At 71.1% G+C, this 23036-nt stretch carries 19 protein-coding genes and 1 tRNA gene; 10 read left to right on the forward strand and 10 right to left on the reverse strand.

Translation table 11 applies throughout. The features are described 5' to 3' along the window. The first annotated feature begins 108 nt into the window (after window positions 1-108). Together V2W30_RS23445 and V2W30_RS23450 are read left to right on the forward strand one after the other, a co-directional pair. Window positions 109-1500 carry an NAD(P)/FAD-dependent oxidoreductase gene (locus V2W30_RS23445; RefSeq protein ID WP_338699450.1) on the forward strand — a complete coding sequence of 464 codons (1392 nt, stop codon included), beginning with the start codon at window positions 109-111 and terminating at the stop codon, window positions 1498-1500. Window positions 1501-1726: 226 nt separating this feature from the next. Further along, window positions 1727-3028 carry a cyclopropane-fatty-acyl-phospholipid synthase family protein gene (locus V2W30_RS23450; protein ID WP_338699452.1) on the forward strand — a complete coding sequence of 434 codons (1302 nt, stop codon included), beginning with the start codon at window positions 1727-1729 and terminating at the stop codon, window positions 3026-3028. Between the two features lie 71 nt (window positions 3029-3099). Here the strand turns inward: V2W30_RS23450 and V2W30_RS23455 are convergent, their stop codons facing one another. Both V2W30_RS23455 and V2W30_RS23460 read right to left on the reverse strand, forming a co-directional pair. Then, complete coding sequence (locus V2W30_RS23455) at window positions 3100-5640, reverse strand: ABC transporter permease (RefSeq protein WP_338699454.1); 2541 nt, start codon at window positions 5638-5640, stop codon at window positions 3100-3102. 51 nt (window positions 5641-5691) lie between these two features. After that, on the reverse strand, window positions 5692-6492 hold the full coding sequence (locus V2W30_RS23460) for an ABC transporter ATP-binding protein (RefSeq protein WP_338699456.1): 801 nt from the start codon (window positions 6490-6492) through the stop codon (window positions 5692-5694). A 384-nt stretch (window positions 6493-6876) separates the two neighbouring features. On the opposite strand from V2W30_RS23460, the gene V2W30_RS23465 reads away from it, so the two are divergent. The 5 genes from V2W30_RS23465 to V2W30_RS23485 all read left to right on the forward strand — a co-directional run bounded on the left by V2W30_RS23465 (window position 6877) and on the right by V2W30_RS23485 (window position 10937). Next, a tRNA-Leu gene (locus V2W30_RS23465) sits at window positions 6877-6959 on the forward strand. A gap of 138 nt (window positions 6960-7097) precedes the next feature. Further along, window positions 7098-7559, forward strand: a complete 462-nt coding sequence (locus V2W30_RS23470; protein WP_338699457.1) for a hypothetical protein — start codon at window positions 7098-7100, stop codon at window positions 7557-7559. Window positions 7560-7576: 17 nt separating this feature from the next. After that, window positions 7577-8572, forward strand: a complete 996-nt coding sequence (locus tag V2W30_RS23475; RefSeq protein WP_338699458.1) for a hypothetical protein — start codon at window positions 7577-7579, stop codon at window positions 8570-8572. A gap of 96 nt (window positions 8573-8668) precedes the next feature. Continuing rightward, the gene (locus tag V2W30_RS23480; RefSeq protein ID WP_338699460.1) at window positions 8669-9844 is read left to right on the forward strand and encodes a 4-hydroxybenzoate 3-monooxygenase; all 1176 of its coding nucleotides are present in this window, start codon (window positions 8669-8671) and stop codon (window positions 9842-9844) included. Between the two features lie 196 nt (window positions 9845-10040). Then, entirely contained in the window at window positions 10041-10937 is an 897-nt protein-coding gene (locus tag V2W30_RS23485; protein ID WP_338699462.1) for a Bax inhibitor-1/YccA family protein, read from the forward strand. 78 nt (window positions 10938-11015) lie between these two features. On the opposite strand, the gene V2W30_RS23490 is transcribed toward V2W30_RS23485, so the two are convergent. Next, window positions 11016-11246 (reverse strand): DUF4287 domain-containing protein, encoded by a 231-nt coding sequence (locus V2W30_RS23490; RefSeq protein WP_338699464.1) that lies wholly within the window; start codon window positions 11244-11246, stop codon window positions 11016-11018. An 87-nt stretch (window positions 11247-11333) separates the two neighbouring features. On the opposite strand from V2W30_RS23490, the gene V2W30_RS23495 reads away from it, so the two are divergent. Then, on the forward strand, window positions 11334-11645 hold the full coding sequence (locus V2W30_RS23495) for a hypothetical protein (protein WP_338699465.1): 312 nt from the start codon (window positions 11334-11336) through the stop codon (window positions 11643-11645). A 49-nt stretch (window positions 11646-11694) separates the two neighbouring features. Here the strand turns inward: V2W30_RS23495 and V2W30_RS23500 are convergent, their stop codons facing one another. The 3 genes from V2W30_RS23500 to V2W30_RS23510 form a co-directional block, all read right to left on the reverse strand. Continuing rightward, entirely contained in the window at window positions 11695-12528 is an 834-nt protein-coding gene (locus tag V2W30_RS23500) for a hypothetical protein (protein WP_338699466.1), read from the reverse strand. A 265-nt stretch (window positions 12529-12793) separates the two neighbouring features. Continuing rightward, entirely contained in the window at window positions 12794-14014 is a 1221-nt protein-coding gene (locus V2W30_RS23505; RefSeq protein ID WP_338699468.1) for an acetyl-CoA C-acetyltransferase, read from the reverse strand. A gap of 181 nt (window positions 14015-14195) precedes the next feature. Beyond that, window positions 14196-15227 carry an SGNH/GDSL hydrolase family protein gene (locus tag V2W30_RS23510; protein ID WP_338699470.1) on the reverse strand — a complete coding sequence of 344 codons (1032 nt, stop codon included), beginning with the start codon at window positions 15225-15227 and terminating at the stop codon, window positions 14196-14198. Between the two features lie 170 nt (window positions 15228-15397). On the opposite strand from V2W30_RS23510, the gene V2W30_RS23515 reads away from it, so the two are divergent. Beyond that, on the forward strand, window positions 15398-16783 hold the full coding sequence (locus tag V2W30_RS23515; RefSeq protein WP_338699471.1) for a cystathionine beta-synthase: 1386 nt from the start codon (window positions 15398-15400) through the stop codon (window positions 16781-16783). Window positions 16784-16838: 55 nt separating this feature from the next. Here V2W30_RS23515 and V2W30_RS23520 read toward each other — a convergent pair whose 3' ends face one another. Both V2W30_RS23520 and V2W30_RS23525 read right to left on the reverse strand, forming a co-directional pair. After that, complete coding sequence (locus V2W30_RS23520; protein ID WP_338699473.1) at window positions 16839-18440, reverse strand: recombinase family protein; 1602 nt, start codon at window positions 18438-18440, stop codon at window positions 16839-16841. 418 nt (window positions 18441-18858) lie between these two features. Then, complete coding sequence (locus tag V2W30_RS23525) at window positions 18859-19749, reverse strand: MurR/RpiR family transcriptional regulator (protein WP_338699474.1); 891 nt, start codon at window positions 19747-19749, stop codon at window positions 18859-18861. A 101-nt stretch (window positions 19750-19850) separates the two neighbouring features. Here V2W30_RS23525 and V2W30_RS23530 point away from each other — a divergent pair, with 101 nt between their 5' ends. Further along, window positions 19851-20366 (forward strand): hypothetical protein, encoded by a 516-nt coding sequence (locus tag V2W30_RS23530; RefSeq protein WP_338699475.1) that lies wholly within the window; start codon window positions 19851-19853, stop codon window positions 20364-20366. A 5-nt stretch (window positions 20367-20371) separates the two neighbouring features. Here the strand turns inward: V2W30_RS23530 and V2W30_RS23535 are convergent, their stop codons facing one another. Together V2W30_RS23535 and V2W30_RS23540 are read right to left on the reverse strand one after the other, a co-directional pair. After that, a complete protein-coding gene (locus V2W30_RS23535; RefSeq protein WP_338699479.1) occupies window positions 20372-21361 on the reverse strand; it encodes a hypothetical protein in 990 nt (329 codons plus the stop codon). A gap of 48 nt (window positions 21362-21409) precedes the next feature. After that, entirely contained in the window at window positions 21410-22870 is a 1461-nt protein-coding gene (locus V2W30_RS23540; protein ID WP_338699480.1) for an aromatic amino acid ammonia-lyase, read from the reverse strand. Window positions 22871-23036: the final 166 nt, after the last annotated feature.

Genomic DNA, 23036 nt, shown 5'->3' on the forward strand with positions numbered 1-23036 from the left:
AACGCCATGACATGGGTCACGTGGGCGGCGAAGTGTAGCAGAGCCCTCACGGAACCTTGTGAAGGGGCGCACGAGCGACCCCCTCCAGTCGGGTGGATACTCGATGGCATGAGCACCACGGAGCGTCCCAGGATCCTCATTGTCGGGGGTGGGTACGTAGGCCTGTACGCGGCGCGACGCATCCTGAAGAAGATGCGTTACGCGGAAGCGACCGTCACGGTCGTCGACCCGCGCTCGTACATGACGTACCAGCCCTTCCTCCCCGAGACCGCCGCCGGCAGCATCTCGCCGCGCAACGTCGTCGTCCCGCTGCGACGCGCTGTGCCGGGAGCCGAGATTCTCACCGGCCGCGTCACCACCATCGACCAGGACCGCAAGGTCGCCACGGTCGCCCCGCTCGTCGGCGAGGCGTACGAGGTGCCCTTCGACTACCTGGTGATCGCGCTCGGCGCGGTCTCCCGCACCTTCCCGACGCCGGGCCTCGCCGAGGTCGGCATCGGTATGAAGGGCGTCGAGGAGGCCATCGGGCTGCGCAACCACGTCCTCGAGCAGCTCGACAAGGCCGAGTCGACGACCGACGAGGAGATCCGCCGCAAGGCGCTCACCTTCGTCTTCGTCGGTGGCGGCTTCGCGGGCGCCGAGACGATCGGCGAGGTCGAGGACCTGGCGCGCGACGCGGCCAAGTTCTACAAGAACGTGAAGCGCGAGGACATGCGCTTCATCCTGGTCGACGCCGCCGACAAGGTGCTGCCCGAGGTGGGCCCGGAGCTCGGCGTCTACGGCCGCAAGCACCTGGAGTCCCGCGGGATCGAGGTCTACCTCAGCACCACGATGCCGTCCTGCGTCGACGGTCACGTCGTGCTCAGCAACGGCCTGGAGGCCGACTCCAACACCATCGTGTGGACCGCCGGCGTCAAGCCGAACCCGGCGCTCGCCCGCTTCGGTCTCCCGCTCGGCCCGCGCGGCCACGTGGACACCAGCGAGAAGCTCCAGGTCCAGGGCACCGACTACATCTGGGCCGCGGGCGACAACGCCCAGGTCCCGGACCTCGTCGGGCGCGCCAACGGCAACCCGAACGCTTGGTGCCCGCCGAACGCGCAGCACGCCATGCGCCAGGCCAAGGTCCTCGGCGACAACGTGGTCTCCGGCATGCGGGGCTTCCCGCAGCAGGACTACAAGCACGCCAACAAGGGTGCGGTCGCCGGTCTCGGCCTGCACAAGGGCGTCGCGATGATCGTCATGGGCAAGATGAAGATCAAGCTCAAGGGCCGTCTCGCCTGGTACATGCACCGTGGCTACCACGGCATGGCGATGCCGACGTACAACCGCAAGATCCGTGTGATCGCCGAGTGGACGATCAACATGTTCCAGAAGCGCGACATCACCGCGCTCGGTGCCCTGGAGACTCCGCGCGAGGAGTTCTACGAGGCCGCCAAGCCGGCTCCGGCGCCCGCCAAGGCGGAGGAGAAGAAGGTCGAGGAGAAGGCCAAGGCCTCCTGACCTCGCACCTGGCAGTGCACCAGCAGTACACCCGAAGGGGTCGCCCGCCATCCGTGGTGCGGGCGGCCCCTTCGGCGTTCCCGGGCAAGGCCGAGCCGCAAGATGCATGGTGGCTACAAGTATTTTGCCGTTCCGTAACGCAGTAACGGGACTGCGAGAGCGCGCCGTTGGTGTTTACGTGGTGTTGGACCGTTCCGGGATCGCTCCCATTTCGGAGGTGTGCGCCATGCAGGACGCCGCACAGCGGCTGAAGAACCTCGCCGAGCAGCTGCTCGGCGCTGAACTCCCGGTGCGTCTTCGCGCCTGGGACGGCTCGGAGGCCGGCCCTCCGAACACCCCCGTGCTGATCGTGCGCAACCGCCGGGCGCTGCGCCGCCTGCTGTGGAAGCCGGGCGAGCTGGGTCTGGCCCGCGCCTGGGTCGCCGGTGACCTGGACGTCGAGGGCGACCTGTACGCGGTCCTCGACGCCGTGGCGGCGCTGATCTGGGAGCGCGACGAGGACGACCGCCGCTCCCTCGCCGACGCGGCCAAGGACCCGGCCGTCCGGGCCGCGTTCCGCGAGCTGCTCAAGCTGGCGGGCCCCTACCCGCCGCCCGCGCCGCCCGCCGAGGAGATGCGCCGCAGGAACCGCCTGCACCGCCACACCAAGGGCACCGACAAGCAGGCCATCAGCCACCACTACGACGTCGGCAACGACTTCTACGAGCTGGTCCTCGGCCCGTCCATGGTGTACTCCTGCGCCTACTTCGCGTCGGAGGAGGCGACCCTCGAATCCGCCCAGCGCGACAAGCTGGAACTGATCTGCGGCAAGCTCGGTCTGCGGCCCGGCATGCGGCTGCTCGACGTCGGCTGCGGCTGGGGCTCCATGGCCATCCACGCCGCCCGCGAGCACGGCGTGAGTGTCGTCGGCGTCACCCTCTCGCAGGAACAGGCCGCCTACGCCAGGAAGCGCGTCGCCGACGAGGGCCTCACCGACCGGGTCGAGATCCGCGTCCAGGACTACCGCGACGTGCGCGACGGCCCGTACGACGCGATCTCCTCCATCGGGATGGCCGAGCACGTGGGCTCCGAGCGGTACGTGGAGTACGCGAGCGCCCTGCACGCCCTCCTCGTCCCCGGCGGGCGGCTGCTCAACCACCAGATCGCGCGGCGGCCCCAGCAGGACGAATCGGCGTACGAGGTCGACGAGTTCATCGACGCGTACGTCTTCCCGGACGGCGAGCTCGCGCCGCTCGGCACGACGACCGGGAACCTGGAGCGGGCCGGCTTCGAGGTCCGGGACATCGAGGCGATCCGCCCGCACTACGCCCTCACGCTGCGCCAGTGGGTGCGCAACCTGGAGGCCCGCTGGCCCGAGGCCCTGAAGCTGGTCAGCCCCGGCCGAGCCCGCGTCTGGCGCCTCTACATGGCCGCCTCCGCGCTGAGCTTCGAGCGCAACCGCATCGGCGTCAACCAGATCCTCGCGGTGAGGACACCGGCGAGCGGGGAGTCGGGGATGCCGCTGCGGGCGCGCACCTGGAACACCTGATCCTCGTGCGTACGTGACGGGGGCGCCCGGTGATCCACCGGGCGCCCCCTCACGTATCCGCCGCCGTGCCGCTACTCGGACTTGATCGCCGCGAGCATGTTCAGGCGGGCCGCGCGGCGGGCCGGCCACAGGGCCGCCAGGATGCCGACGGCCGCGGCGAGCGCGAGGAAGACGCCCATCCGGGCCCAGGGCACGATCAGCTCGTACGTCGTCATCGAGTTGCCGATGAGCTGTCCCGCGGCCCAGCCGAAGAACACGCCGAGGCCGATGCCGAGGACGCCGCCGAACAGGGAGATCACCAGGGACTCCAGGCGGACCATGCGCTTGATGCCCTTGCGGTCGATGCCGATCGCGCGGAGCATCCCGATCTCCTGCTGACGCTCGAAGACCGACATGGCGAGGGTGTTGATGACGCCGAGGACGGCGACGATGACCGCCATGGCGAGCAGGCCGTAGAGCATGTTCAGCATCAGCGTGAACATCTGGGCGATCTCGTTGGAGATGTCCTTGCCGTCCTGGATCTTGATCGCCGGGTTCTCGCCGAGCGCCTTGGTGAGCTTGTCCTTGGTGGCGTCGGAGGCGCCGCCGGACGTCTTCAGCATGACCTGCATGTCGGAGGCGCCGTCGGTGATGTGCGGGTTCAGGGTCGGGGCGTCGACCATGATGCCCCGCATCATCTCGTTGCCCTCGTAGACGCCCGCGACGGTCAGCTTCTGCTTCGCGCCGTCCTCGTAGGCGGCGGTGAAGGTCGAACCGGTCGTCCAGCCGTGGTCCTTCGCGGTGTCGTCGTCGACGACCACCTTCGCGCCGTCGACCGTGAACGAGCCGCTGTCGACGGGGAGTTCGGCCAGCTTCGTGATGGTCGAGCCGTTGACGCCGGTCAGGTACTCGGTGCTGTCGCCGATCCGGGACGGCGAGTTCGACAGGCCGCTGGTGGCGGTGACGCCGTCGGTCCCTTCCAGCGTCTTCAGGACGTCGGGGGACAGGGCGTTCCCGTTCGCCATGGAGACGACGTAGTCGGCCTTGAGGGAGTCGGCCGCCATCTTGTCGATCGCGGTCTGGACGCTGCCCGCGATGACGGTGAGGCCGGTGATGAGGGTGAGACCGATCATCAGCGCCGAGGCGGTGGCGGCGGTGCGGCGCGGGTTGCGGACCGCGTTGAGGCGGGCCAGCTTGCCGGAGATGCCGAAGGCGCGCAGGACCGGCGCGGCGGCCGCGATCAGCGGGCGCGACAGCAGCGGCGTGAGGATGAAGACACCGATGACGAGCAGGGCGGCGCCCGCGCCCATCGGCAGCTGACCGTCGCTGCCCTTCATGGTCGTCGCGGCGAGCACGGCGGCGACGCCGACGCCGGAGACGAGCGAGCCGAGCGTGTTGCGCAGGATCAGCGACTTGGTGGTCGCCGTCGCGTGCACCGCGCTCATCGCGGCGACCGGCGGGATCTTCGCGGCGCGGCGGCCCGGCAGCCAGGCGGCCAGCATCGTGACGAGGACGCCGACGACGAGGGCCGTCACGACGGTGCCGACCGAGACGACCAGCGGGCCGTCCGGGAGGATCGCGCCCGTCCTGCCGAGCAGCGCGCGCATGCCCGCGCCGATGCCGATGCCGACGGCGAGACCGGTCACGGCGGCGACGGCACCCACGACGAACGCTTCGAGGAGCACGGACCGGGTGACCTGGCGGCGCGAGGCACCGACGGCGCGCATCAGCGCGAGTTCCTTGGTGCGCTGGGCGACCAGCATCGTGAAGGTGTTGGCGATGATGAAGATGCCCACGAAGAGCGCGATGCCCGCGAAGATCAGCAGCATCGTCTTCATGGAGCTCATGTTGGTCGAGATCATCTCGGCCTGGTCGTCGGCGAGTTGGCGGCCGGTGTCCGTGTGGACCGCGTCGTCGCCGTGCGCCGCCAGCGCGTCGTCCACGGCCCGCTTGAGCTGGTCCTGGCTGGTGCCGCCCGCGGCCTTCACGTCGATCTCGTCGTACGCGCCCTGCTTGTGGAAGAGCCGCTGCGCGGTCGCCGTGTCGAACAGGGCGAGGGAGCCGCCGGCCGCGACATTGCCGTCGTCCGTGGTGAAGATGCCGGTGACGGTGGGCGTGAGCACCGGGCCGTCGATGGACATCCGGACCTGGTCGCCGACCTTGTACCCGGCGCGCTTCGCGGTCTCGGCGTCGAGCGCGACCTGGTTCGCGCCCTGGGGGGCCGTGCCGTCCTGGAGCGGGTACCGGGCGTCGTCGGAGCCCCAGTAGTTGCCGCCCTTGGTGGAGAAGCCGTTGCCGACGAGCTTGCCGTCCTGGTCGGCGACGGCCGCGTACCCGCTGACCACGCCGTACGCGGAGGCGGCACCCGGCACGCTCCGCGCCCGCTTCAGGGTGGCGTCGGTCAGCTTCACCTCCTTGCTGACCTTGTCGCCCTCGGCCTTGGTGCTGCCGGGGGTGAGCGCGACGTCGACGTGGTCGAAGCCCTGCGCCGAGGACTTCTCCAGCGCGGAGGAGATGGTGTTGGTGAAGACGAGGGTTCCGCTGACGAAGGCGACGCCGAGCATGACGGCGAGCACGGTCATCAGGAGGCGGGCCTTGTGCGCGAAGACGTTGCGCAGGGCTGTTCTGAACATGCGGGGTCTCTTTAGGTCAGGGCCGGGCGGATCACGGAGGCGCGGCGAGGGTCAGCTCGTGCGGCCCTTGGTGTCGAATCCGAGGGTCTGGGGGTTTCCCCCGGAAGGGCGCGGCATCCGGTCCAGGACCGTGTCCGCCGTCGGCTCGTACATCTCGTCCACGATGCGGCCGTCGGCCAGGAAGATCACGCGGTCCGCGTACGCCGCCGCGACCGGGTCGTGGGTGACCATGACGACGGTCTGGCCCATCTCGCGCACGGAGTTGCGCAGGAAGCCGAGGACCTCGGCGCCGGAGCGCGAGTCCAGGTTTCCGGTGGGCTCGTCGCCGAAGACGATGTCAGGCCGGGAGGCCAGCGCGCGGGCCACGGCGACGCGCTGCTGCTGGCCGCCGGAGAGCTGCGACGGGCGGTGCCCGAGACGGTCGGAGAGACCCACCATCCCGATCACCTTCTCCAGCCACTGCTGGTCGGGCTTGCGGCCCGCGATGTCCATGGGGAGCGTGATGTTCTCCAGGGCGGTCAGCGTCGGCAGCAGGTTGAACGCCTGGAAGATGAAGCCGATCTTGTCCCGGCGGAGCCTGGTGAGCTGCTTGTCCTTCAGCGGGCCGAGCTCGGTCTCACCGATCCGGACCGAGCCGGAGGAGAAGGTGTCCAGGCCCGCCACGCAGTGCATCAGCGTCGACTTGCCGGAGCCGGACGGGCCCATGATCGCGGTGAACTCGGACTGCCGGAACGCGACGGAGACCTGGTCGAGCGCGACCACCTGGGTCTCGCCCTGTCCGTAGATCTTGGACAGATCCGTGGCGCGGGCGGCCGCCGTCGTGGTCCGGCCTGCGAGCGGGGTGGTGGTCACGGGTGGGTGCTCCTGTCGGTACGGGTCCTGCCTGGCTGGGGACCGTTCCATCGTCCCGGCGCCGCGCGGCGATGGAGTCAGCCGCAGTTCCCGTTCCGAGGGGCGACTTCGGACGGACCGGCGGAGTCCGTGTCATACCTGGGGATGATCCGGGACCCTGAGAGGGTGCCGGGGCGCCGGGCGCGGGGAGGCAGGTGAAATCCCGTCAATCCGTGGGGACGGGCGATCGCTCGTGGAAAGGCCCCCGGCAAGTGCGTATGGCGCCTGTTGTGGGCTGATGCACCCTCAGACGTCAATAAAATAAGACAACATCGAGTCGTCGATCCGCTGTTCGGGGGATGCCGCCGGATAGGCTCGGACGGTCGACGCGGAGCCCCACAGCCTGCCCGGATGGTGGAATGCAGACACGGCGAGCTTAAACCTCGCTGCCCCTCGCGGGCGTACCGGTTCAAGTCCGGTTCCGGGCACCTCCGTCTTCCCTCCCTTCCTTCTCCCACTCCTCATTTTTGAGGGTCCTGCCGACGGTACGTGTGCCCGGCAGGCGCCCGGTGGGAGCCTGCTGTCCACGAGCCACGGGGGCTCACGTGGGCGCGGGGGAGATGCTCATGCGCAGGCGACTTCTTTTTCGGCACGGGACGGTGGTCGCGGCCGCGCTGATCGCGTTCGGCGCGGGCGGCTGCGCCGGCTCGGGCGGGACGCCGGACGGCGGCGGCGGTACGGACGTCGGCACGTCCGACTCCCGGGCGGCTGACCCGAGCGGCGGCGGCGGCGACCCGGGGGTGCCGTCGGTCAAGCCGCCGCCCAAGGTCACCAGCAAACCGAACACGGTGAATCCGGGGGTCAGCGGGACCCCGCCGCAGTGCGCCGCGCCGCCGGTGGACCCCGACGAGAGCTGCTCGCCGCCGATCGACCCGGACACGGAGTCGCCGATCACCGATCCTCCCGTGACGGACCCCCCGGTCACCGATCCGCCTGTGACGGACCCCCCGGTCACCGAGCCGCCGGTCACCGATCCGCCTGTCGTCGATCCGCCGGACTCCGGTGGGCCGGCGCCGGGCCGGAGCTGACAGTGCGGCAGGGCGCTGTGAACCGACTCGTGCCACCACCGCCGCCGTTCCCGCCCCGCGTCCCGGCCCCGGAGCCCCGCGTCCCGGCCCCGGAGCCCCGCGTCCCCGCCCCGGAGCCAGGCCTCCCGGCCCCCGCGCCGCGCGGGCCCGCGCCCGATCCGCCCGCGCCCCCGCCCGAGCCGCAGGGGCCCGCCCCGCAGCCGCGCGGGATCCGCCTTGAAGTCCTCAACTCCCTTGTCGGAGCGGGGTCGTTCATGGCGGGGCTGATGCTCTACGCGGGCTACATCTACACCAACGCGTACTTCGGCTACTTCCGCCTCGACAGCTTTGCCATCGGCTTCGACACCTTCGAACTGGTCATGCGCAGCCTGCGACTTGCCACCCTGCCGGTGCTCGAAGTGCTCACCCTGGCACTGCTCGCGCCCGCCCTGCCGCGGCTGTTGACCGTGCTGCGGGTGCCGGGCCGGCACGTCGAGCGGGTGCGCGGGGGCGGGCGCGCGGTGGCCCGCGCCCATCTCGTGCCGGTCGCCCTGGGCGCCGTACTCCTGGTGCTGTGGCGGTGGATCCAGCCGTACGGGTGGGCGGCGCCGCTGCTCGTCGCGAGCGGACTGCTGCTCGGCCTCGCGCCCGCCGCAGGCCGCGGCACCGGGTGGGACCGGGTGGTGTCGCTCCTGACGGCGGGCCTGTTCCTGATCTGGGTGGTGGCCCTGGCGGCGGGGCAACTGGGCCGGCAGGACGCCAGGACGGACGCCGCCCTCATCGTGCACCGCCCCTCCGTGGTGGTCCTCAGCACCGTGCGGCTCTCCATCGCACCCCCGGGGCCGGCCGGGCTGCCGCTGGGCAAGGGCGGCTACTACCGGTACCGCTACGAGGGCTTCCGGCTGCTGATCGAACGCGGCCACCGCTACTACCTGCTGCCCGTGGGCTGGGACCGCAGGACCGACCCCGTCTACGTGGTGGAGGACGACAGCACCGTCCGGATCGAGATCAGGCCGGGCGTCCAGACCCATTGACACCCCCCGGGCCGGGGGCGGAGGATCCCAGCGGGCTGGTGATGAACGAAAGTTCACCAGGCGAACGCAAGGACGCGAGAGGGACGAGGGATCCGTATGCGCACCACCGTCGGCATCATCGGGGCAGGCCCCGCCGGGCTGCTCCTGGCCAGGCTCCTGCACAACGCGGGGATCGCGTCCGTCGTCCTGGAGAGCCGCGACCGCGCCTACGTCGAGCAGCGCCAGCGCGCCGGAATCCTGGAGCAGGGCACCGTCGACGTGCTGCGCGAGGCGGGCGTCGGCGCGCGCATGGACCGCGAGGGGCTGCCCCACGACGGCATCGAGCTCCGCTTCGACCGCCGCAGGCACCGCGTCGACTTCCCCGCCCTGACCGGCGGGAAGCAGGTGATGGTCTACGCGCAGACCGAGGTCTGCAAGGACCTCATCGCCGCCCAGCTCGCCGACGGCGGCCCGCTCCTGTTCGAGGCGGAGGCGCTCGCCGTGGAGGGCGCCGAGACGGACACCCCGCGCGTCCGCTTCCGGCACCAAGGCCGCGAGGACGTCCTGGAGTGCGACTACGTCGTCGGCTGCGACGGCTTCTGGGGCGTGGCCCGCAAGGCCGTCCCGCAGGACCTCTCACGGACGTACGAGCGCACGTACCCCTTCGGCTGGCTCGGCATCCTCGCCGACGTCGCCCCGTCCCACGACGAGCTCGTCTACGCCCGCAGCGACCGCGGCTTCGCCCTGCTCAGCATGCGGTCCCCCACCGTCACCCGCGCCTACCTCCAGGTCCCCGACGGCACGAACGCCGACGACTGGTCCGACGAGGAGATCTGGGACGAGCTCGACCGCCGCCTGGAGGTCGACGACCCCGCCTGGCGCCTGGCCCGCGGCCCGATCACCCAGAAGTCCGTCACCCCCATGCGCTCCTACGTCCACGAGCCCATGCGGCACGGCCGGCTCTTCCTCGCCGGCGACGCGGCCCACATCGTCCCCCCGACCGGCGCCAAGGGCCTGAACCTCGCTGTCGGCGACGTCGTCACCTTCGCCCGCGCCCTGGTGGCCTACACGCGGAAGGGGGACGCGGACCTGCTCGACGCGTACTCCGCGACCTGCCTGCGCCGTGTCTGGCAGGCCGAGCGGTTCAGCTACGCGATGACGACGATGCTGCACCGCGCCCCCGACGCGACCGACTTCGACGACCGGATCCAGCGGGCCACCCTCGACCGCGTCACCACGTCGACCGCCGCGGAGACCGATCTCGCGGAGGCCTACACGGGCTTCCCCCTCTGACCCCTCGCCGAGATCCCTCGCCGAGATCCGTCAGCGAGATCCCTCGCCGAGATCCCTCACCGAGCGGAACATCACAGGGTGCTACCGCGTTCCTCGTTACAGGATGGGAAAGATCCTCCCTGAGCACTAGGGTCGGATCTTTGCCAGACCATTACTCTTGTGGCAAGGCCATACAGGGTGGCCATGGAGGAGTGAAATGAGGAGCAGCAACCCGGTCTTCTCGCGACGGGGGTTCAGCCGCGACAACGGCTACGCGCAGTTCAACGCGCAGCAGCCGCAGGCCGGGGGCCCCGCCGTAGGGACACAGGCCAATCCGTACGGCCAGGCCCCCGCCGGCAACCCGTACGCGCAGAACCCCTACGCACAGCAGGATCTGCAGTACGGCGCTCCGCAGGCGCCCGCCACCACCGGCCGCATGACGATGGACGACGTCATCATGCGCACGGCCACCACGCTCGGCACGCTGATCGTCACCGCCGCCCTCGCCTGGGCGCTGCTGCCGGTCGACGAGGCCCACATCAACAAGTCGTACGGCATCGCCATCGGCGCGGGCCTCGTCGCGATGATCCTGGGCTTCGTCCAGGCCTTCAAGCGCAAGGCGTCCCCGCCGATCATCCTGGCGTACGCGGCGCTCGAGGGTGTCTTCCTCGGCGTGCTCTCCAGCATCGTCGACAGCTACATCGCGAGCGGTGCGGCCATGCAGGCCGTGCTCGGCACGATGTCCGTCTTCGCGGCGGTCCTCATCGCGTACAAGGCCGGCTGGATCCGCGTCAACCGGCGCTTCTACGGCTTCGTGATGGCCGCAGCGATGGGCTTCATCCTGCTCATGGCCGTGAACCTGCTGTTCGCCGTCTTCGGCGGCGGTGACGGCCTCGGCTTCCGCAGCGGCGGCCTCGGCATCCTGTTCGGTGTCATCGGCATCCTGCTCGGCGCGTGCTTCCTCGCCCTCGACTTCAAGCAGGTCGAGGACGGGATCGCGTACGGCGCCCCGAAGGAAGAGGCGTGGCTGGCCGCGTTCGGCCTGACCATGACGCTGGTCTGGATCTACATGGAGTTCCTGCGGATCATCGCGATCCTCCAGGGCAACGACTAGCCGGTCAGCCGGTAGCGGTCTCGGGCCCGCGCACCCTTCGGGGATGCGCGGGCCCTTTGGCGTGCGGGGGAGTGGGAGCTAGCCGAAACGGCGCGCCGCGCGCCGCAGGTCGTACTCGTGGATGATCGCCTTGGCGTGGCCGTACGCGAGGTTGTGCTCCCCGCGGAGCCAGCTGACCTTCTCTTCGAAGCGAAGGAAACAGGGTCCGTCTTCGACGGTGCGCAACCAGTCGGAGACTTCACGACCGGTGCAGTGGGGGATGCGGGCCAGCAGATTGCGGTGGGTCTCCTCGGAGAAGACTTGGGACATCGGCGCCTCCGGAACGCTTCGATGTGGCCGGGCCTTCACGCCACCGTGCCTGAGCGTCGCAGCCTTGTAAACAGCTACAGTCACCGCGTGCTTGATACGACGCCTTTGACAGCGGCAGTGGATCAGTTCGCCGATCGCCTGCGGGCCGCGCCGCAGAGCAGACTCCAGCGGAGCGCTGCCGCGGAGGCGCTGGGGCTGGCCAGGGAACTCTCGGCGTGGGCCCAGCGGTTGGAGGATCCCGATCGGGCCGTACGGGAGATGCCGGACGCGGGGATGTTCGCCGCGGCCGATCAGATCACGGTCGCGGGCCGCGACCTGTCCGTCGTGCTCCGCGAGCCCGAAGACGTGACGCGAGCCGTCGAGCTCGTCGAGTCGGCGATGAAGCGGGCGGGCGTCTAGGGCCGGACCGCGTCGGCCCCCGCGGCGATCGAGCGGCGGGGGCTGCGCTTCAGGCCGACGCTATGACCCGGTCGGCCAGGATGTACACGTTCTCCGCACCGCACTCGAACGTCAGGGCGTACGCCCCGGAGACGCCCGAGCCGCCCAGCAGGAACGGGCTGCGACCGTCACGCAGCGCCGCGGCGAGCTGCTCCGCCGTCTCGCGGTGGCCCGGGGTCATGCACAGCGTCGTGCCGTCGGCGAAGACGTAGACGTCGAGCGTGCCGAGCGGGCCGGGGCGGACGTCGGACAGGGCCGTGCGCGCCTGCGCCAGCTCCTCCAGACACGCCACCGTGCGCTCGTGGTCGCTGATGACCGGCGACTGGACCGGCACGAAGTCGGGGTGCGAGGGGTGCCGGCGGCGGGCCGCGGCCAGCTCGGGGGAGTCGTCGGCGAACTCGTCCTCCGTCTCCAGGGCGGGCTCCATGGCCGACTCGATCATCGGCTCGAGACCCGCGAAGTCGGCCTGGCGCGGCATGAAGAACTCGCCGCCGAGGACCTCGTCCAGGGAGTGGGCCGAGCCCAGCGCGCCACCGCCGGTCAGGAACGGCGGCAAGTCGGACGTGTCACGCGCCTCCTGCGCCGCCCAGAACGCCCGAGCCTCCGCCAGCTCGCGCTCCCGCTCCTCGGCGAGGGCGTCGGCCACGGCGGCTCGTATGGCGTCCGTGTCGGGGGTGCTGCGCGCCGCGGGGACGCGCCGCTCGCCCACGGCGCGGCCACGGGCCAGCTCCTCGCGCAGGTCCGAGACCTGGCGACGCAGGCCCCTCACGTTGTGCAGGGTGGCGGCGCCGACGGCCGTGGCAGCGGCCGTGGCGAGCAGCAGGACACTCATTGCGACGGGCATGGCGCTCACTGACGTACTCCCGGTTTCAAGTCGACCCCCGACTTCCTACATCAGCTTGAAGCCTGGACGAACCAGTTGTCAGTGCATTACGTCACGAATTGGACAGGTCTTTTGGCCGGGCGTTTAGGCCCGTTATGGCCTGGGTACTGCCCTGACCTGCAAAAATGGATCTCCCCCGAGATGCACGTCACATCCTGGGGGAGATTGGATCACGATTGCATAGACGGATTCAGGTCAGGGGACCGCCGAGGACCGATGCTGACGGTCAGCTCAGGCGCTCGATGACCATCGCCATGCCCTGGCCGCCGCCGACGCACATCGTCTCCAGGCCGAACTGCTTGTCGTGGAACTGGAGCGAGTTGATCAGCGTGCCGGTGATCCGGGCGCCGGTCATGCCGAAGGGGTGGCCGACGGCGATGGCGCCACCGTTCACGTTCAGCTTGTCCTCGTCGATGCCGAGGTCACGGGCGGACGGGATGACCTGCGCCGCGAACGCCTCGTTGATCTCGAACAGGTCGATGTCCGAGACGGACAGACCGGCCAGCTTCAGCGCCCGCTTGGACGCCTCCACCGGGCCGAGACCCATGATCTCCGGCGAGAGACCGGAGACGCCCGTCGAGACCACGCGGGCGAGCGGGGTCAGACCGAGCTCACGGGCCTTCGTGTCCGACATGATCACGAGGGCGGCGGCGCCGTCGTTCAGCGGGCAGCAGTTTCCGGCCGTGACCAGACCGTCGGGGCGGAAGACCGGCTTGAGGCCGGAGACGCCCTCCAGGGTGACGCCGGCACGCGGCCCGTCGTCCTTCGACACGACCGTGCCGTCGGGGGTCGTCACCGGGGTGATCTCCCGCTCCCAGAAGCCGTTCTTGATGGCTTCCTCGGCACGGTTCTGCGAGCGCACGCCGAAGGCGTCCATGTCCTCGCGGGTGACGCCCTTCACGCGCGCCAGGTTCTCGGCGGTCTGACCCATCGCGATGTACGCGTCCGGCACCAGGCCGTCCTCGCGCGGGTCGTGCCAGGTCGTGCCCTCCTGCTGCGCGACGGCCGCGGTGCGGGCCTCGGCCTCGGCGAAGAAGGGGTTGCGGGTGTCGGGGAGCGAGTCGGAGTTCCCCTTGGCGAAGCGCGACACCATCTCGACACCGGCCGAGATGAACACGTCGCCCTCGCCCGCCTTGATGGCGTGCAGCGCCATCCGCGTCGTCTGGAGGGAACTGGAGCAGTAGCGGGTGACGGTGCAGCCCGGCAGGTGGTCCATGCCCATCTGGACGGCCACGATGCGGCCGAGGTTGTTGCCCTGCTCGCCGCCGGGCAGGCCGCAGCCGAGCATCAGGTCGTCGATGTCGTGCGGGTCGAGCTCGGGGACCTTGGCGAGCGCGGCCTGGATGATCGTGGCGGTCAGGTCGTCCGGGCGCAGATCCTTCAGGGAGCCCTTGAAGGCGCGGCCGATGGGGGAACGGGCGGCTGAGACGATCACTGCTTCGGGCATCACGGCTCCAGAGGGTTCGAATCGCGGGGCAGCGCTGTATCGCTGTAACGCTGTGCAGGCGGACCGTCTCGGAAGTTACCTGTACGTACTCCCGAGGTCACCGGCATGGGCATGTGACCCCTGCCGCATTTTTCTAAGCGCTTGCTCAGTGTAGGGGTCCGCCCGGCCCCGCCCCCACGGCTCAGTCGCCGAAACGGCTCGACTCGGCCGGCACCGGATCCTGCGTGAGCACCCGCCGACGCCGCCGCCGCTTCAACAGGGCCCACGGCCCCCGCGGCCCGGTCGGCATCGCCGCCGTGACCTCCGTACCGCCCTCCGCCGCGGCCCGCGCCGCCGCCCGCGCCACCGGCAGGAAACCCTCCGACCGCGAGAGGTCCGGCCGCTCCTCCTCCGGCCACAGCCCCAGAGCCGCACAGAGCGTGGGCAGCACCGCCATCGCCGCCGTCGCGTACCCCTCCGCCGACGGGTGGTAGTTGTCAGGACCGAACAGCTCCCGCGGATTCGCCGAGAACTCCGGCCCCAGCAGATCACCCAGCGAGACCGTACGACCGCCCTGCTCGACCGTCCCGATGGTCTGCGCCGCCGCCAACTGCCGCGACGCCCGCCGGGCCAGCCAGCGCAGCGGCTGCTGCACCGGCTCCACCGAGCCCAGGTCCGGGCACGTACCGACCACCACCTCCGCACCCGCCGTACGCAGCCGCCGCACCGCCGCCGAGAGATGACGCACGGACTTCGTGGCCGGGATGCGATGGGTGACGTCGTTCGCACCGATCATGATCACGATCACATCCGGCTGCCACAGCGGATCGGCGAGGATCAGCGCCACCTGACGGTCCAGATCGTCGGACATGGCACCGGGCAGCGCGACATTGCGCAGCTCCACGGCCCGCTCCGCGACCGCCGCGAGCCCCGAGGCCAGCAGCGCCGCCGGCGTCTGCCGCGCACGGTGCACACCCTGCCCCGCCGCCGTGGAGTCACCCAGCATGGCGAACCGCAACGGCCCCGCGGACGACGCGGCGTACACCCGGCCGTAGAGACCGTCCGCCGACGGCACCCGCACCGGATCCGTGCCGTGGTTGCCCACCTGGCGCCGCGCCATCTGCACCTCGGTCAGCACCACCCCGATCGCGGCGGCACCGAGGAGCCCGATCCCACCGCCGCCGTACGCCGCACCCGCGGCGATCCGACGTGCCACCCTCGCCCTGCTCGACATGTTCCGCGGCCACCTGCCTCTGCTGCCCACCGACGTTCCGTCCCGCCCGCCTTTTACGGCTTCATGAACTCATTGCCCCGTAATCACCGTCGGCCAATCGCAACGGGAGATGAAGGGCCGGTGCGCGGCTTACTCTGGCCGCATCCCTACGGAGGAGACCCGGAGACACCGTGCAGATCCACGACTCGATGATCAGTCTCGTCGGCAACACCCCGCTGCTGAGGCTCAACAAGGTGACCGAAGGCATCCAGGCGACCGTCCTGGCCAAGGTCGAGTACTTCAACCCCGGCGGCTCCGTGAAGGACCGCATCGCGCTGCGCATGATCGAGGCGGCCGAGCAGAGCGGGGAGCTGCAACCCGGCGGCACCATCGTCGAGCCCACCAGCGGAAACACCGGTGTCGGCCTCGCCATCGTGGCGCAGCAGAAGGGGTACAAGTGCATCTTCGTGTGCCCCGACAAGGTCTCCACCGACAAGATCAACGTGCTGCGCGCGTACGGCGCCGAGGTCGTCGTCTGCCCGACGGCCGTCGACCCCGAGCACCCGGACTCGTACTACAACGTCTCCGACCGCCTCGTGCGCGAGACGCCGGGCGCCTGGAAGCCCGACCAGTACTCCAACCCGAACAACCCGCTCTCCCACTACCACTCGACCGGACCCGAGCTGTGGGAGCAGACGGACGGCCGCATCACGCACTTCGTGGCGGGCGTCGGGACGGGCGGCACCATCTCCGGCACCGGCCGCTACCTGAAGGACGCGAGCGAGGGCCGCGTCCAGGTCATCGGCGCCGACCCCGAGGGCTCGGTCTACTCCGGCGGCTCCGGCCGCCCGTACCTCGTCGAGGGCGTCGGCGAGGACTTCTGGCCGACCGCGTACGACCGTGACGTCGCCGACGAGATCGTCGCGGTGTCCGACAAGGACTCGTTCCAGATGACACGCCGCCTCGCGAAGGAGGAGGGCCTCCTGGTCGGCGGCTCCTGCGGCATGGCCGTCGTCGCGGCACTCCGGGTGGCGGAGCGCCTCGGCCCGGACGACGTGGTGGTCGTCCTGCTGCCGGACAGCGGGCGCGGGTACCTCAGCAAGATCTTCAACGACGAGTGGCTGTCCTCGTACGGCTTCCTGGAGGAGCCGACCGAGTCCGGCCGGGTTCTCGATGTGCTGAGCCGCAAGGAGGACTCCATCCCGGGGCTCGTCCACATGCACCCGGAGGAGACGGTCGGCGAGGCCATCGAGGTACTGCGCGAGTACGGCGTGTCCCAGATGCCCGTGGTGAAGCGTGGCTCCGGGCACCCCGACGTGATGGCGGCCGAGGTCGTCGGATCCGTGGTGGAGCGCGAGCTGCTGGACGCGCTGTTCGCTCAGCGCGCCTCGCTCGGTGACCCGCTGGAGAAGCACATGTCGGCTCCGCTGCCGCAGGTCGGTTCCGGTGAGCAGCTGGCGGTCCTGATGCGCGTGCTCGGTTCCGCCGACGCGGCGATCGTCCTGGTCGAGGGCAAGCCGACCGGTGTCGTGAGCCGCCAGGACCTGCTGGCGTACATGGCGAACGAAGGCAAGTGACCCGCCGTGCGGCCCCCGTCGTCCGTGACGGCGAGGGGCCGCACCACGCCTGTCGCTACCTCCCGGACGGCTGCCTGGGGACGACCCGCAACAACTGAGGGTCGAACGGCGCTCGCCGTGACATGCCGGGCGGCAACGGCATGACGATCACCGATTCGATCACGTCGGCGATCGCCGCGCGGCGTTCGGTCAGGCTCATGGCGGGCCACCGGCCGGGGTCCCGGTGGGGTCGGAGCGCCGTGCCGGCCGCCAGATGCTCGGCACGTGCCGCCTCGAGCCCGGCGATCCTTCCCGAGAGGTCGGCGACCGCGGCGGAACTCCCGGGATCCGCGGAGGCCCCGGAGAGCAGGTGGAGTTCCTCGGTCAACTGCCGCAGCAAGGCCTCGCCCTCCCAGCCGGCGCGAGGTGCGCAAGGAGGCGCGGGGCGGTCCAGGAGCAGCCCGTTCACGACGTCCACCAGGTGGGCGTCCACGGCGCGGACATTGCGCGAGGTGCCTCCGCAGTCCATCGCCGCGCAGACGTAGACCGCGTTGTCGGGGACCCGGGGCGTGGGCCTGGCGCAGCCGCCCATACGGGAGAGACAGGTGCGGCCGTCCTTGACCGCGCCGCACCGCAGGAACCCGCTGAAGAGGTACTTGCGCAGGGGCGTGGGCGGCGCCTCGGGCGGCCTGCTGCCGTTGGTGAGCCGGGTGCCGCTCCGCGCGCCGTTGTGCCGGGAGATCTCCACGAGCGCGCGCCACTCGTCCGGGGTGGCGACGGCGTCCCATGCTCCGACGACCGGGACGCCTGTCGTCGGATGCGTGACCAACTCGCCGTGCAGGAAGCGGTATCCGCACAGCACGGGATTGGTCAGCGCCTGCCGTACGGTCGCTCCGCTCCAGGGGTTCTCCGATGCCGTGCGTACGCCACGGCTGTTCAGATCGCGGGCGATCGCGTTCCAGCCCCGGCCCTCCAGCGCGGCGTCGACCATCTCGCGCAGCACCGGCCACTCGGCGGGATCCTTGCGCATATTGATCTTGCGGCCTGAGCGCGGGTCGGGCGGGAGCCAGCCAAATCGGCGCCGCCCGCCGGGAGTTCCGCCGTCCAGCGCGCGTCGGCGGACATGCCGCCCGATGCGCTCGCCGGTGCGTCGCACCTCCTCGACGCCCGCGCGGCCGATTTCCGAGCGGTCGACCGAGTGGATGTCGACGCGTTCCCTGCGTGCGATCAAGAGGCCGTCGTCCGTGACGGTCAGGGCGCGGTGCAGCCGCCGGAAGTCCTCGGGGAGCCGCCAGATCCGTTCGTGCTCCGTCGCCACGAGCGCGCGAACGGGGAAGCCCTCGGGGGTGCGGCGGCAGTGCAGCGCGTGCACGGCTTGGTCGAACGAGGGCCGGGGGACCTTCGGGTGCGTGGCCCCGATCCCGTTGTCCTCATGGAACGTGACGACGGCCACGCCGAACTCCTCGGCCGCCTCGCTGTTCTCCTCGTGCTGATGCCGGACGCCCGTGCCGGGCTCACGCCCCCTGGCGAGGATGGATGACCGGGTGCTCTGGTCGGCCGTGATCCGCGCGTAGTCGATGCCCGGAACTCTGCCGTCGAGCCATTGTTCAAAGGTGCGCCCCTCCTCAAGGGCCGTGACGAGCAGGGGATTGAGGAAGCTGCGTGACCATCCGGGCACAGGAGGATCCTTGCGGTCGGCGTCGAGGGACAGGGCCGACTCTGCGGGTTCTTTTCTCCGCGCGTACGTGGATGACCGACCGGTTCACGCCATCGGGTGGCCGGGCGCGGTCGGCGGCGCGGACGAACGTCGCTGAACTGGTACGAGCGCGTCACGTGCGCGCAGCACCCGCTTAACACGAGTCCGGCACATTAGTGGATGTCGGAAGGGGCGGGAGCGGCTCCCCGCCTCACCCGGCACGAAGCGGCGTCAAGGACAACCGGAGCGGCTCCCGGACCTCCATGGACGCCCTGGACGTGGCACCTGGCCCTGACCCGGGTCACGTCCCTCGCGGGGACCGCCGTCGTCCCGCCCCCCGTAACAGGGGGTGCGGCGGTCCCCGCGCAACTCTTCTGCCCCGTACGGGGATCGCGCGGGTCTACTCCACGAAGAGGCCGCGCTCCGCCGCTCGTGCGTCGAACTCCTCCAGGCGGGCCTGGGCCTGTGGCAGGCCGTCGCACATCGCTTCCAGGAGTACCCGGCCCAGGAGCATCGGCGCGCACGCCGTGTCGAAGGCGAGGCCGGTGCCGACCGCCGCGGGGAGCAGCAGGTCGGAGTGTTTGGCGACGGGGGCGAAGGCCGAGTCGGCGACGGTGACCACGGTGAGGCCCGCCGATTTGGCGTGGGCGAGTGCGTCGACGACCTCGCGGGGGTGGCGGGGGAGCGCGAAGCAGAGCAGGGTCGTGGCTCCGGCGCGGACCGCCGCGTCGATCCGGTCGGCGAGCATCGTGCCGCCTTCGTCGAGCAGGCGTACGTCCGGGTGGACCTTCGCCGCGAAGTACGAGAAGCCGTACGCCTGGGAGGCGGCGGCGCGCAGGCCGATGACGGGCAGGGTCGGCGAGGCGGCGAGGAGACGGCCCGCCCGTTCGACCGGGGCCGGGTCGGCGAGGAGGTCGGCGAGGTGGCGCAGGTTGGCGATCTCGGCCTCGACGGCCTGCTGGTACTCATTGGCCTTGGTGGCCGTGGTCGGTTCGGTGGGGGCGACCTCGCGCAGGTGTTTGCGCAGGGCGGGGTAGCCGTCGAAGCCGAGGGCGACGGCGAACCGGGTCACGGACGGCTGGCTGACGCCGGCCAGTTCGGCCAGTTCCACCGAGGAGAGGAACGGGACGTCGGCCGCCCGGCGGACCATGCAGTGCGCGATGCGCCGCTGGGTGGGCGTGAGGCGGTGTCCCTCGAAGAGGTGCTGGAGGCGGCTGGCCGGGCTGTGTCCGCCCTGGCCGGCCGGTCCGGCGGCGCCGCTCGCCGTGTTCGTGTGCTCGCTCTCGCTCATGTCTCCCCGTCCCGGCGGTCCATTCATGGAGGCCGATTTGTGCATGAGTTTATTCAGGCAGGGGGCGGGGGCGCCAGGCTTTGGGTTGCTACGTTGCCGGGATGGGGTTTCTGGAGAGGCTGACCGGCACGAGGCGTCCCGCCGAGGGGGTCGCGCCGCGCTCCGCGCAGGAGGTGCGGGAGCTGCTGCTCTCGCTGGGCGGGGGTGACGTGCCCTGGGTCGTGCGGGGTGCCGCGCCGGAGGAGGAGGTGGAGTTCGTCGCCGAGTGGCGGGTGCGGGAGCCGGCCTGGTGGGGGTTCTTCCGGGGCCGGCGCGTGGACCGCACCGTGCGGATCAGGACGCGGCTGGTTCCGGAGGACCGGGAGGTGCGGGCCCTCCAGGAGCAGTGGGAGGTCAGCTGGGTCGACGGGACGCCCCGGTTCGCCCGGTCGCGCGCGTACGGGCGGGGGCAGGGTCGTACCGTCGGCGGGCAGTGGACGTTCGGGCGGGACGAGGGCGGCGGGCGCCGCCTGGAGGAGACCTTCCGTTTCGACACGGCGGAGCTGACCGACCCGGTGCGGGACGCGGTGCTCGGGGCCGGGTGGACGTGGCGTGCGGTGACCTTCGGGAAGCTGTAGCGCGTTCACGACCTGCGGCGCAGGGTCCGTCGGGTGCGGGCGGTGGCGACGAGTGTGGCGCGGGCCGCTCGGCGCGGTAACGGGGTGCGGACCGGGCGGTCCCGGCGGGTGGGTGCCGTGTCGGGGAAGCGGCGGCGTTCGCGGTGCGAGACCGCGCCGCCGATGCCGCCGACCGCGGTGAGGAGGAGGCCGGCGCCGATCAGGCCGTCGTTGACGTCGTTGCCGGTGGAGCCCTCCCAGTCCGCGTTGTAGAGGTCGCCCTTCCAGGGCCCGTACGAGACGACCCAGCCGTATTCGAGGTCGGGGATGAGCTTGTCGCGGTGGCCCTCGCAGATGAAGGTGGCCGTGCGGTGTTCGTGGGTCAGCGGGTCCTTGAGGCTGACGCGGCAGGGGCCCGCCTGCGTGGTGTCGTCGATCACCTTCAGCTCGACCATGGGGTCGTGGTCGGCGGCCGTCGAGCCCGCGACGCCGAGCCCGCCGACGATCAGGCCGAGCAGCAGGACCCAGCGGTAGCGGGCGTGGCGTCGCACGAGGGGGCGCACCCACGTGAGGGTGTCGCCGCCGGGGGTGGACAGGACGCCGCCGTGTTCGGGGGTGCCTGACCACCACAGCGGGCCGTTCTCCGTCGGGCGGCGGGCGGGGTTGTTCCGGGTGGCTTTGAGGTGGATCCGGATGTCCGACGCCGGGTCGCGCAGGACGATCACGTGGTCTCGGTGCACCTCGACGAGGCGGTGGGCCCAGGGGTGGGTCTTCAGGGTGCGCCGCATGCGGTGGGTGTGGAGGAGGGACAGGAGCCCGCCCACGAGCGTGACCATGCCCACCACGGTCAGGGCATCCGACGGCTCGTCCGCCCAGGCCGACAACCCCGCACCGATCAGGGCCATGACCGCGCCGAAAGCCACTGATGCGAGTGACCTGCGCCGATACTCGGTCAGGGTCCGCTGTGTCGCGTCGGTGGCCGGCTCCGGCCCCGGCTGCCCCTGCGTCTTCGTCATGTCCATCGGCCCCCCATGCCCAATGTCCAGTGGAGCAAGGGTAGTTGCTCAGGTCATCAAGCGCTCCAGCAAGGACGCGGCTCGTGCCACGTCCTGGGTGAGCGGGCGGTCCGCCAGGTCGGGTGAGAGTTCCGCGTCGGCGAGGTCGAAGGCGCGGCCCACGGGGAGGTCGGGGTCGGGGCGCAGGTCGCGCTGGCGCAACGCCCGTACCGCCGCGACGAGTTCGCACCCCACGACCTGCCGGTACGCGGTGCACAGGCGCAGCGTCTGGCGTGCGGCGAGGGAGGCGAAGCTGGCCTGTTCCTCGACGCCCCGGGACAGGACGGCGTGGCCGAGCGAGGCGGGGGCGGAGAAGGCGCGCAGGTCGCCGAGGGCCGCGCCCGCCGCGTACTCCAGGATCATGACGCCGGACGACGCGGGTTCGCCGTCCGCGAGGAAGGGGCGCAGGCGGGTGTACGCGGGTTCGTTGAGGGTGGACAGGCGTGAGGTGGACAGGCGGGCGACCTGGGTGACGGAGAGCCTGAAGTGGTCCAGGGCGAGCGCGAGTTGGGCCATGTAGAAGCCGCCGTGGTGGTACGCGGCCATGTCCTCGGGGGAGATGAGGGGGTTCTCGGCGGCGGCGTTGATCTCGACCGTGAGGACGTCTTCGAGGGCGTCGGCCGCGTCGGCCGCCGGGCCGTGGATCTGGGGGACGCAGCGGAAGCCGTACGGGTCCTGGATGCGGCCGAGCGGCGGTGTGGGCCGGTCGGCGGCGCCCAGGATCTCGCGCATCCGGGCGGCCACGTCGTACGAGCCCTTGTGGCGGCGGGCCTCGTGCACCGGGAGCGCGTAGGCCTCGTAGGAGCCGTCGGTGGCCAACAGGCTGAGGGCGGCGACGAGTTGGGTGGCGTTCAGCAGGGTGCGCAGTTCGTCCAGGGCGAGCGCGGACTGACCGAGGGTGAGGGCGTTCGAGGAGATCAGGGCCAACGCGTCGTTGTTGTCCAGGGGTTGGGCCTGCGGCGGGGTGCCCTTGCCGCGCCACGGGTGTTCGCCCGCGAGGGCGAGGCCCATCTGGGCCAGGGGTGCGATGTCGCCGGTGCCGACGGAGCCGTGTTCGTTGACGGCGGGGTGCGCGCCGTTCTCCAGGGCCTCGCACAGGGCGGTGACGACGGTGGGGCGCAGTCCCGCGCCGCCGGCGAGGAGCTGGTTGGCGCGGACGGCGAGCATGGCCCGTACCTCGCGTTCGGGCAGTTCGGCGCCGATCGCGCCCGCGTGGCTGCGCAGCAGGCGCAGGCCGTGGTCGGCGGCGGCCTCGGTGGGGACGTCCTCGCTGCGGTTGGCGCCGACGCCGGTGGAGCGGCCGTAGACCCTGCCCCACGCGGCGATCTCGCGGGCGGCGTTCCAGGACTCCTCGACCCGCTTCATCGCGTCCGTGCCGGGGACCGGCCGGGCCGTCGCGTCGGCGAGGCGGACTACGTCGGCGACCGGGAGGCCGTGGCCGTCGAGCACGACGACGGGGTGGGGCACCATGCGCTGCTCCTCCTCGAAAGGTGGCGAAGGTGACAAAAAGCCACCAAGGGGGCGTCCGCGTCTCAGAGTTCGGTCCCCGTGAGGGGATTTACCGGTGATTTACGCGGGAGCATTGACAAGTTATTCACGCACCAAGAACTCTGCATGACGATATGCAGGACGGGCA

Origin of the sequence: Streptomyces sp. Q6 (assembly GCF_036967205.1) — a bacterium.
In the GTDB taxonomy this organism is placed as follows: domain Bacteria; phylum Actinomycetota; class Actinomycetes; order Streptomycetales; family Streptomycetaceae; genus Streptomyces; species Streptomyces citrinus.

Bases quoted from the DNA above. Each gene is read 5' to 3' on its own strand.
- V2W30_RS23445 (WP_338699450.1), top strand. From the start codon at position 109: ATGAGCACCACGGAGCGTCCCAGGATCCTCATTGTCGGGGGTGGGTAC.
- V2W30_RS23450 (WP_338699452.1), top strand. From the start codon at position 1,727: ATGCAGGACGCCGCACAGCGGCTGAAGAACCTCGCCGAGCAGCTGCTC.
- V2W30_RS23455 (WP_338699454.1), bottom strand. From the start codon at position 5,640: ATGTTCAGAACAGCCCTGCGCAACGTCTTCGCGCACAAGGCCCGCCTC.
- V2W30_RS23470 (WP_338699457.1), top strand. From the start codon at position 7,098: ATGCGCAGGCGACTTCTTTTTCGGCACGGGACGGTGGTCGCGGCCGCG.
- V2W30_RS23480 (WP_338699460.1), top strand. From the start codon at position 8,669: ATGCGCACCACCGTCGGCATCATCGGGGCAGGCCCCGCCGGGCTGCTC.
- V2W30_RS23485 (WP_338699462.1), top strand. From the start codon at position 10,041: ATGAGGAGCAGCAACCCGGTCTTCTCGCGACGGGGGTTCAGCCGCGAC.
- V2W30_RS23490 (WP_338699464.1), bottom strand. From the start codon at position 11,246: ATGTCCCAAGTCTTCTCCGAGGAGACCCACCGCAATCTGCTGGCCCGC.
- V2W30_RS23500 (WP_338699466.1), bottom strand. From the start codon at position 12,528: ATGCCCGTCGCAATGAGTGTCCTGCTGCTCGCCACGGCCGCTGCCACG.
- V2W30_RS23505 (WP_338699468.1), bottom strand. From the start codon at position 14,014: ATGCCCGAAGCAGTGATCGTCTCAGCCGCCCGTTCCCCCATCGGCCGC.
- V2W30_RS23510 (WP_338699470.1), bottom strand. From the start codon at position 15,227: ATGTCGAGCAGGGCGAGGGTGGCACGTCGGATCGCCGCGGGTGCGGCG.
- V2W30_RS23525 (WP_338699474.1), bottom strand. From the start codon at position 19,749: ATGAGCGAGAGCGAGCACACGAACACGGCGAGCGGCGCCGCCGGACCG.
- V2W30_RS23530 (WP_338699475.1), top strand. From the start codon at position 19,851: ATGGGGTTTCTGGAGAGGCTGACCGGCACGAGGCGTCCCGCCGAGGGG.
- V2W30_RS23535 (WP_338699479.1), bottom strand. From the start codon at position 21,361: ATGACGAAGACGCAGGGGCAGCCGGGGCCGGAGCCGGCCACCGACGCG.
- V2W30_RS23540 (WP_338699480.1), bottom strand. From the start codon at position 22,870: ATGGTGCCCCACCCCGTCGTCGTGCTCGACGGCCACGGCCTCCCGGTC.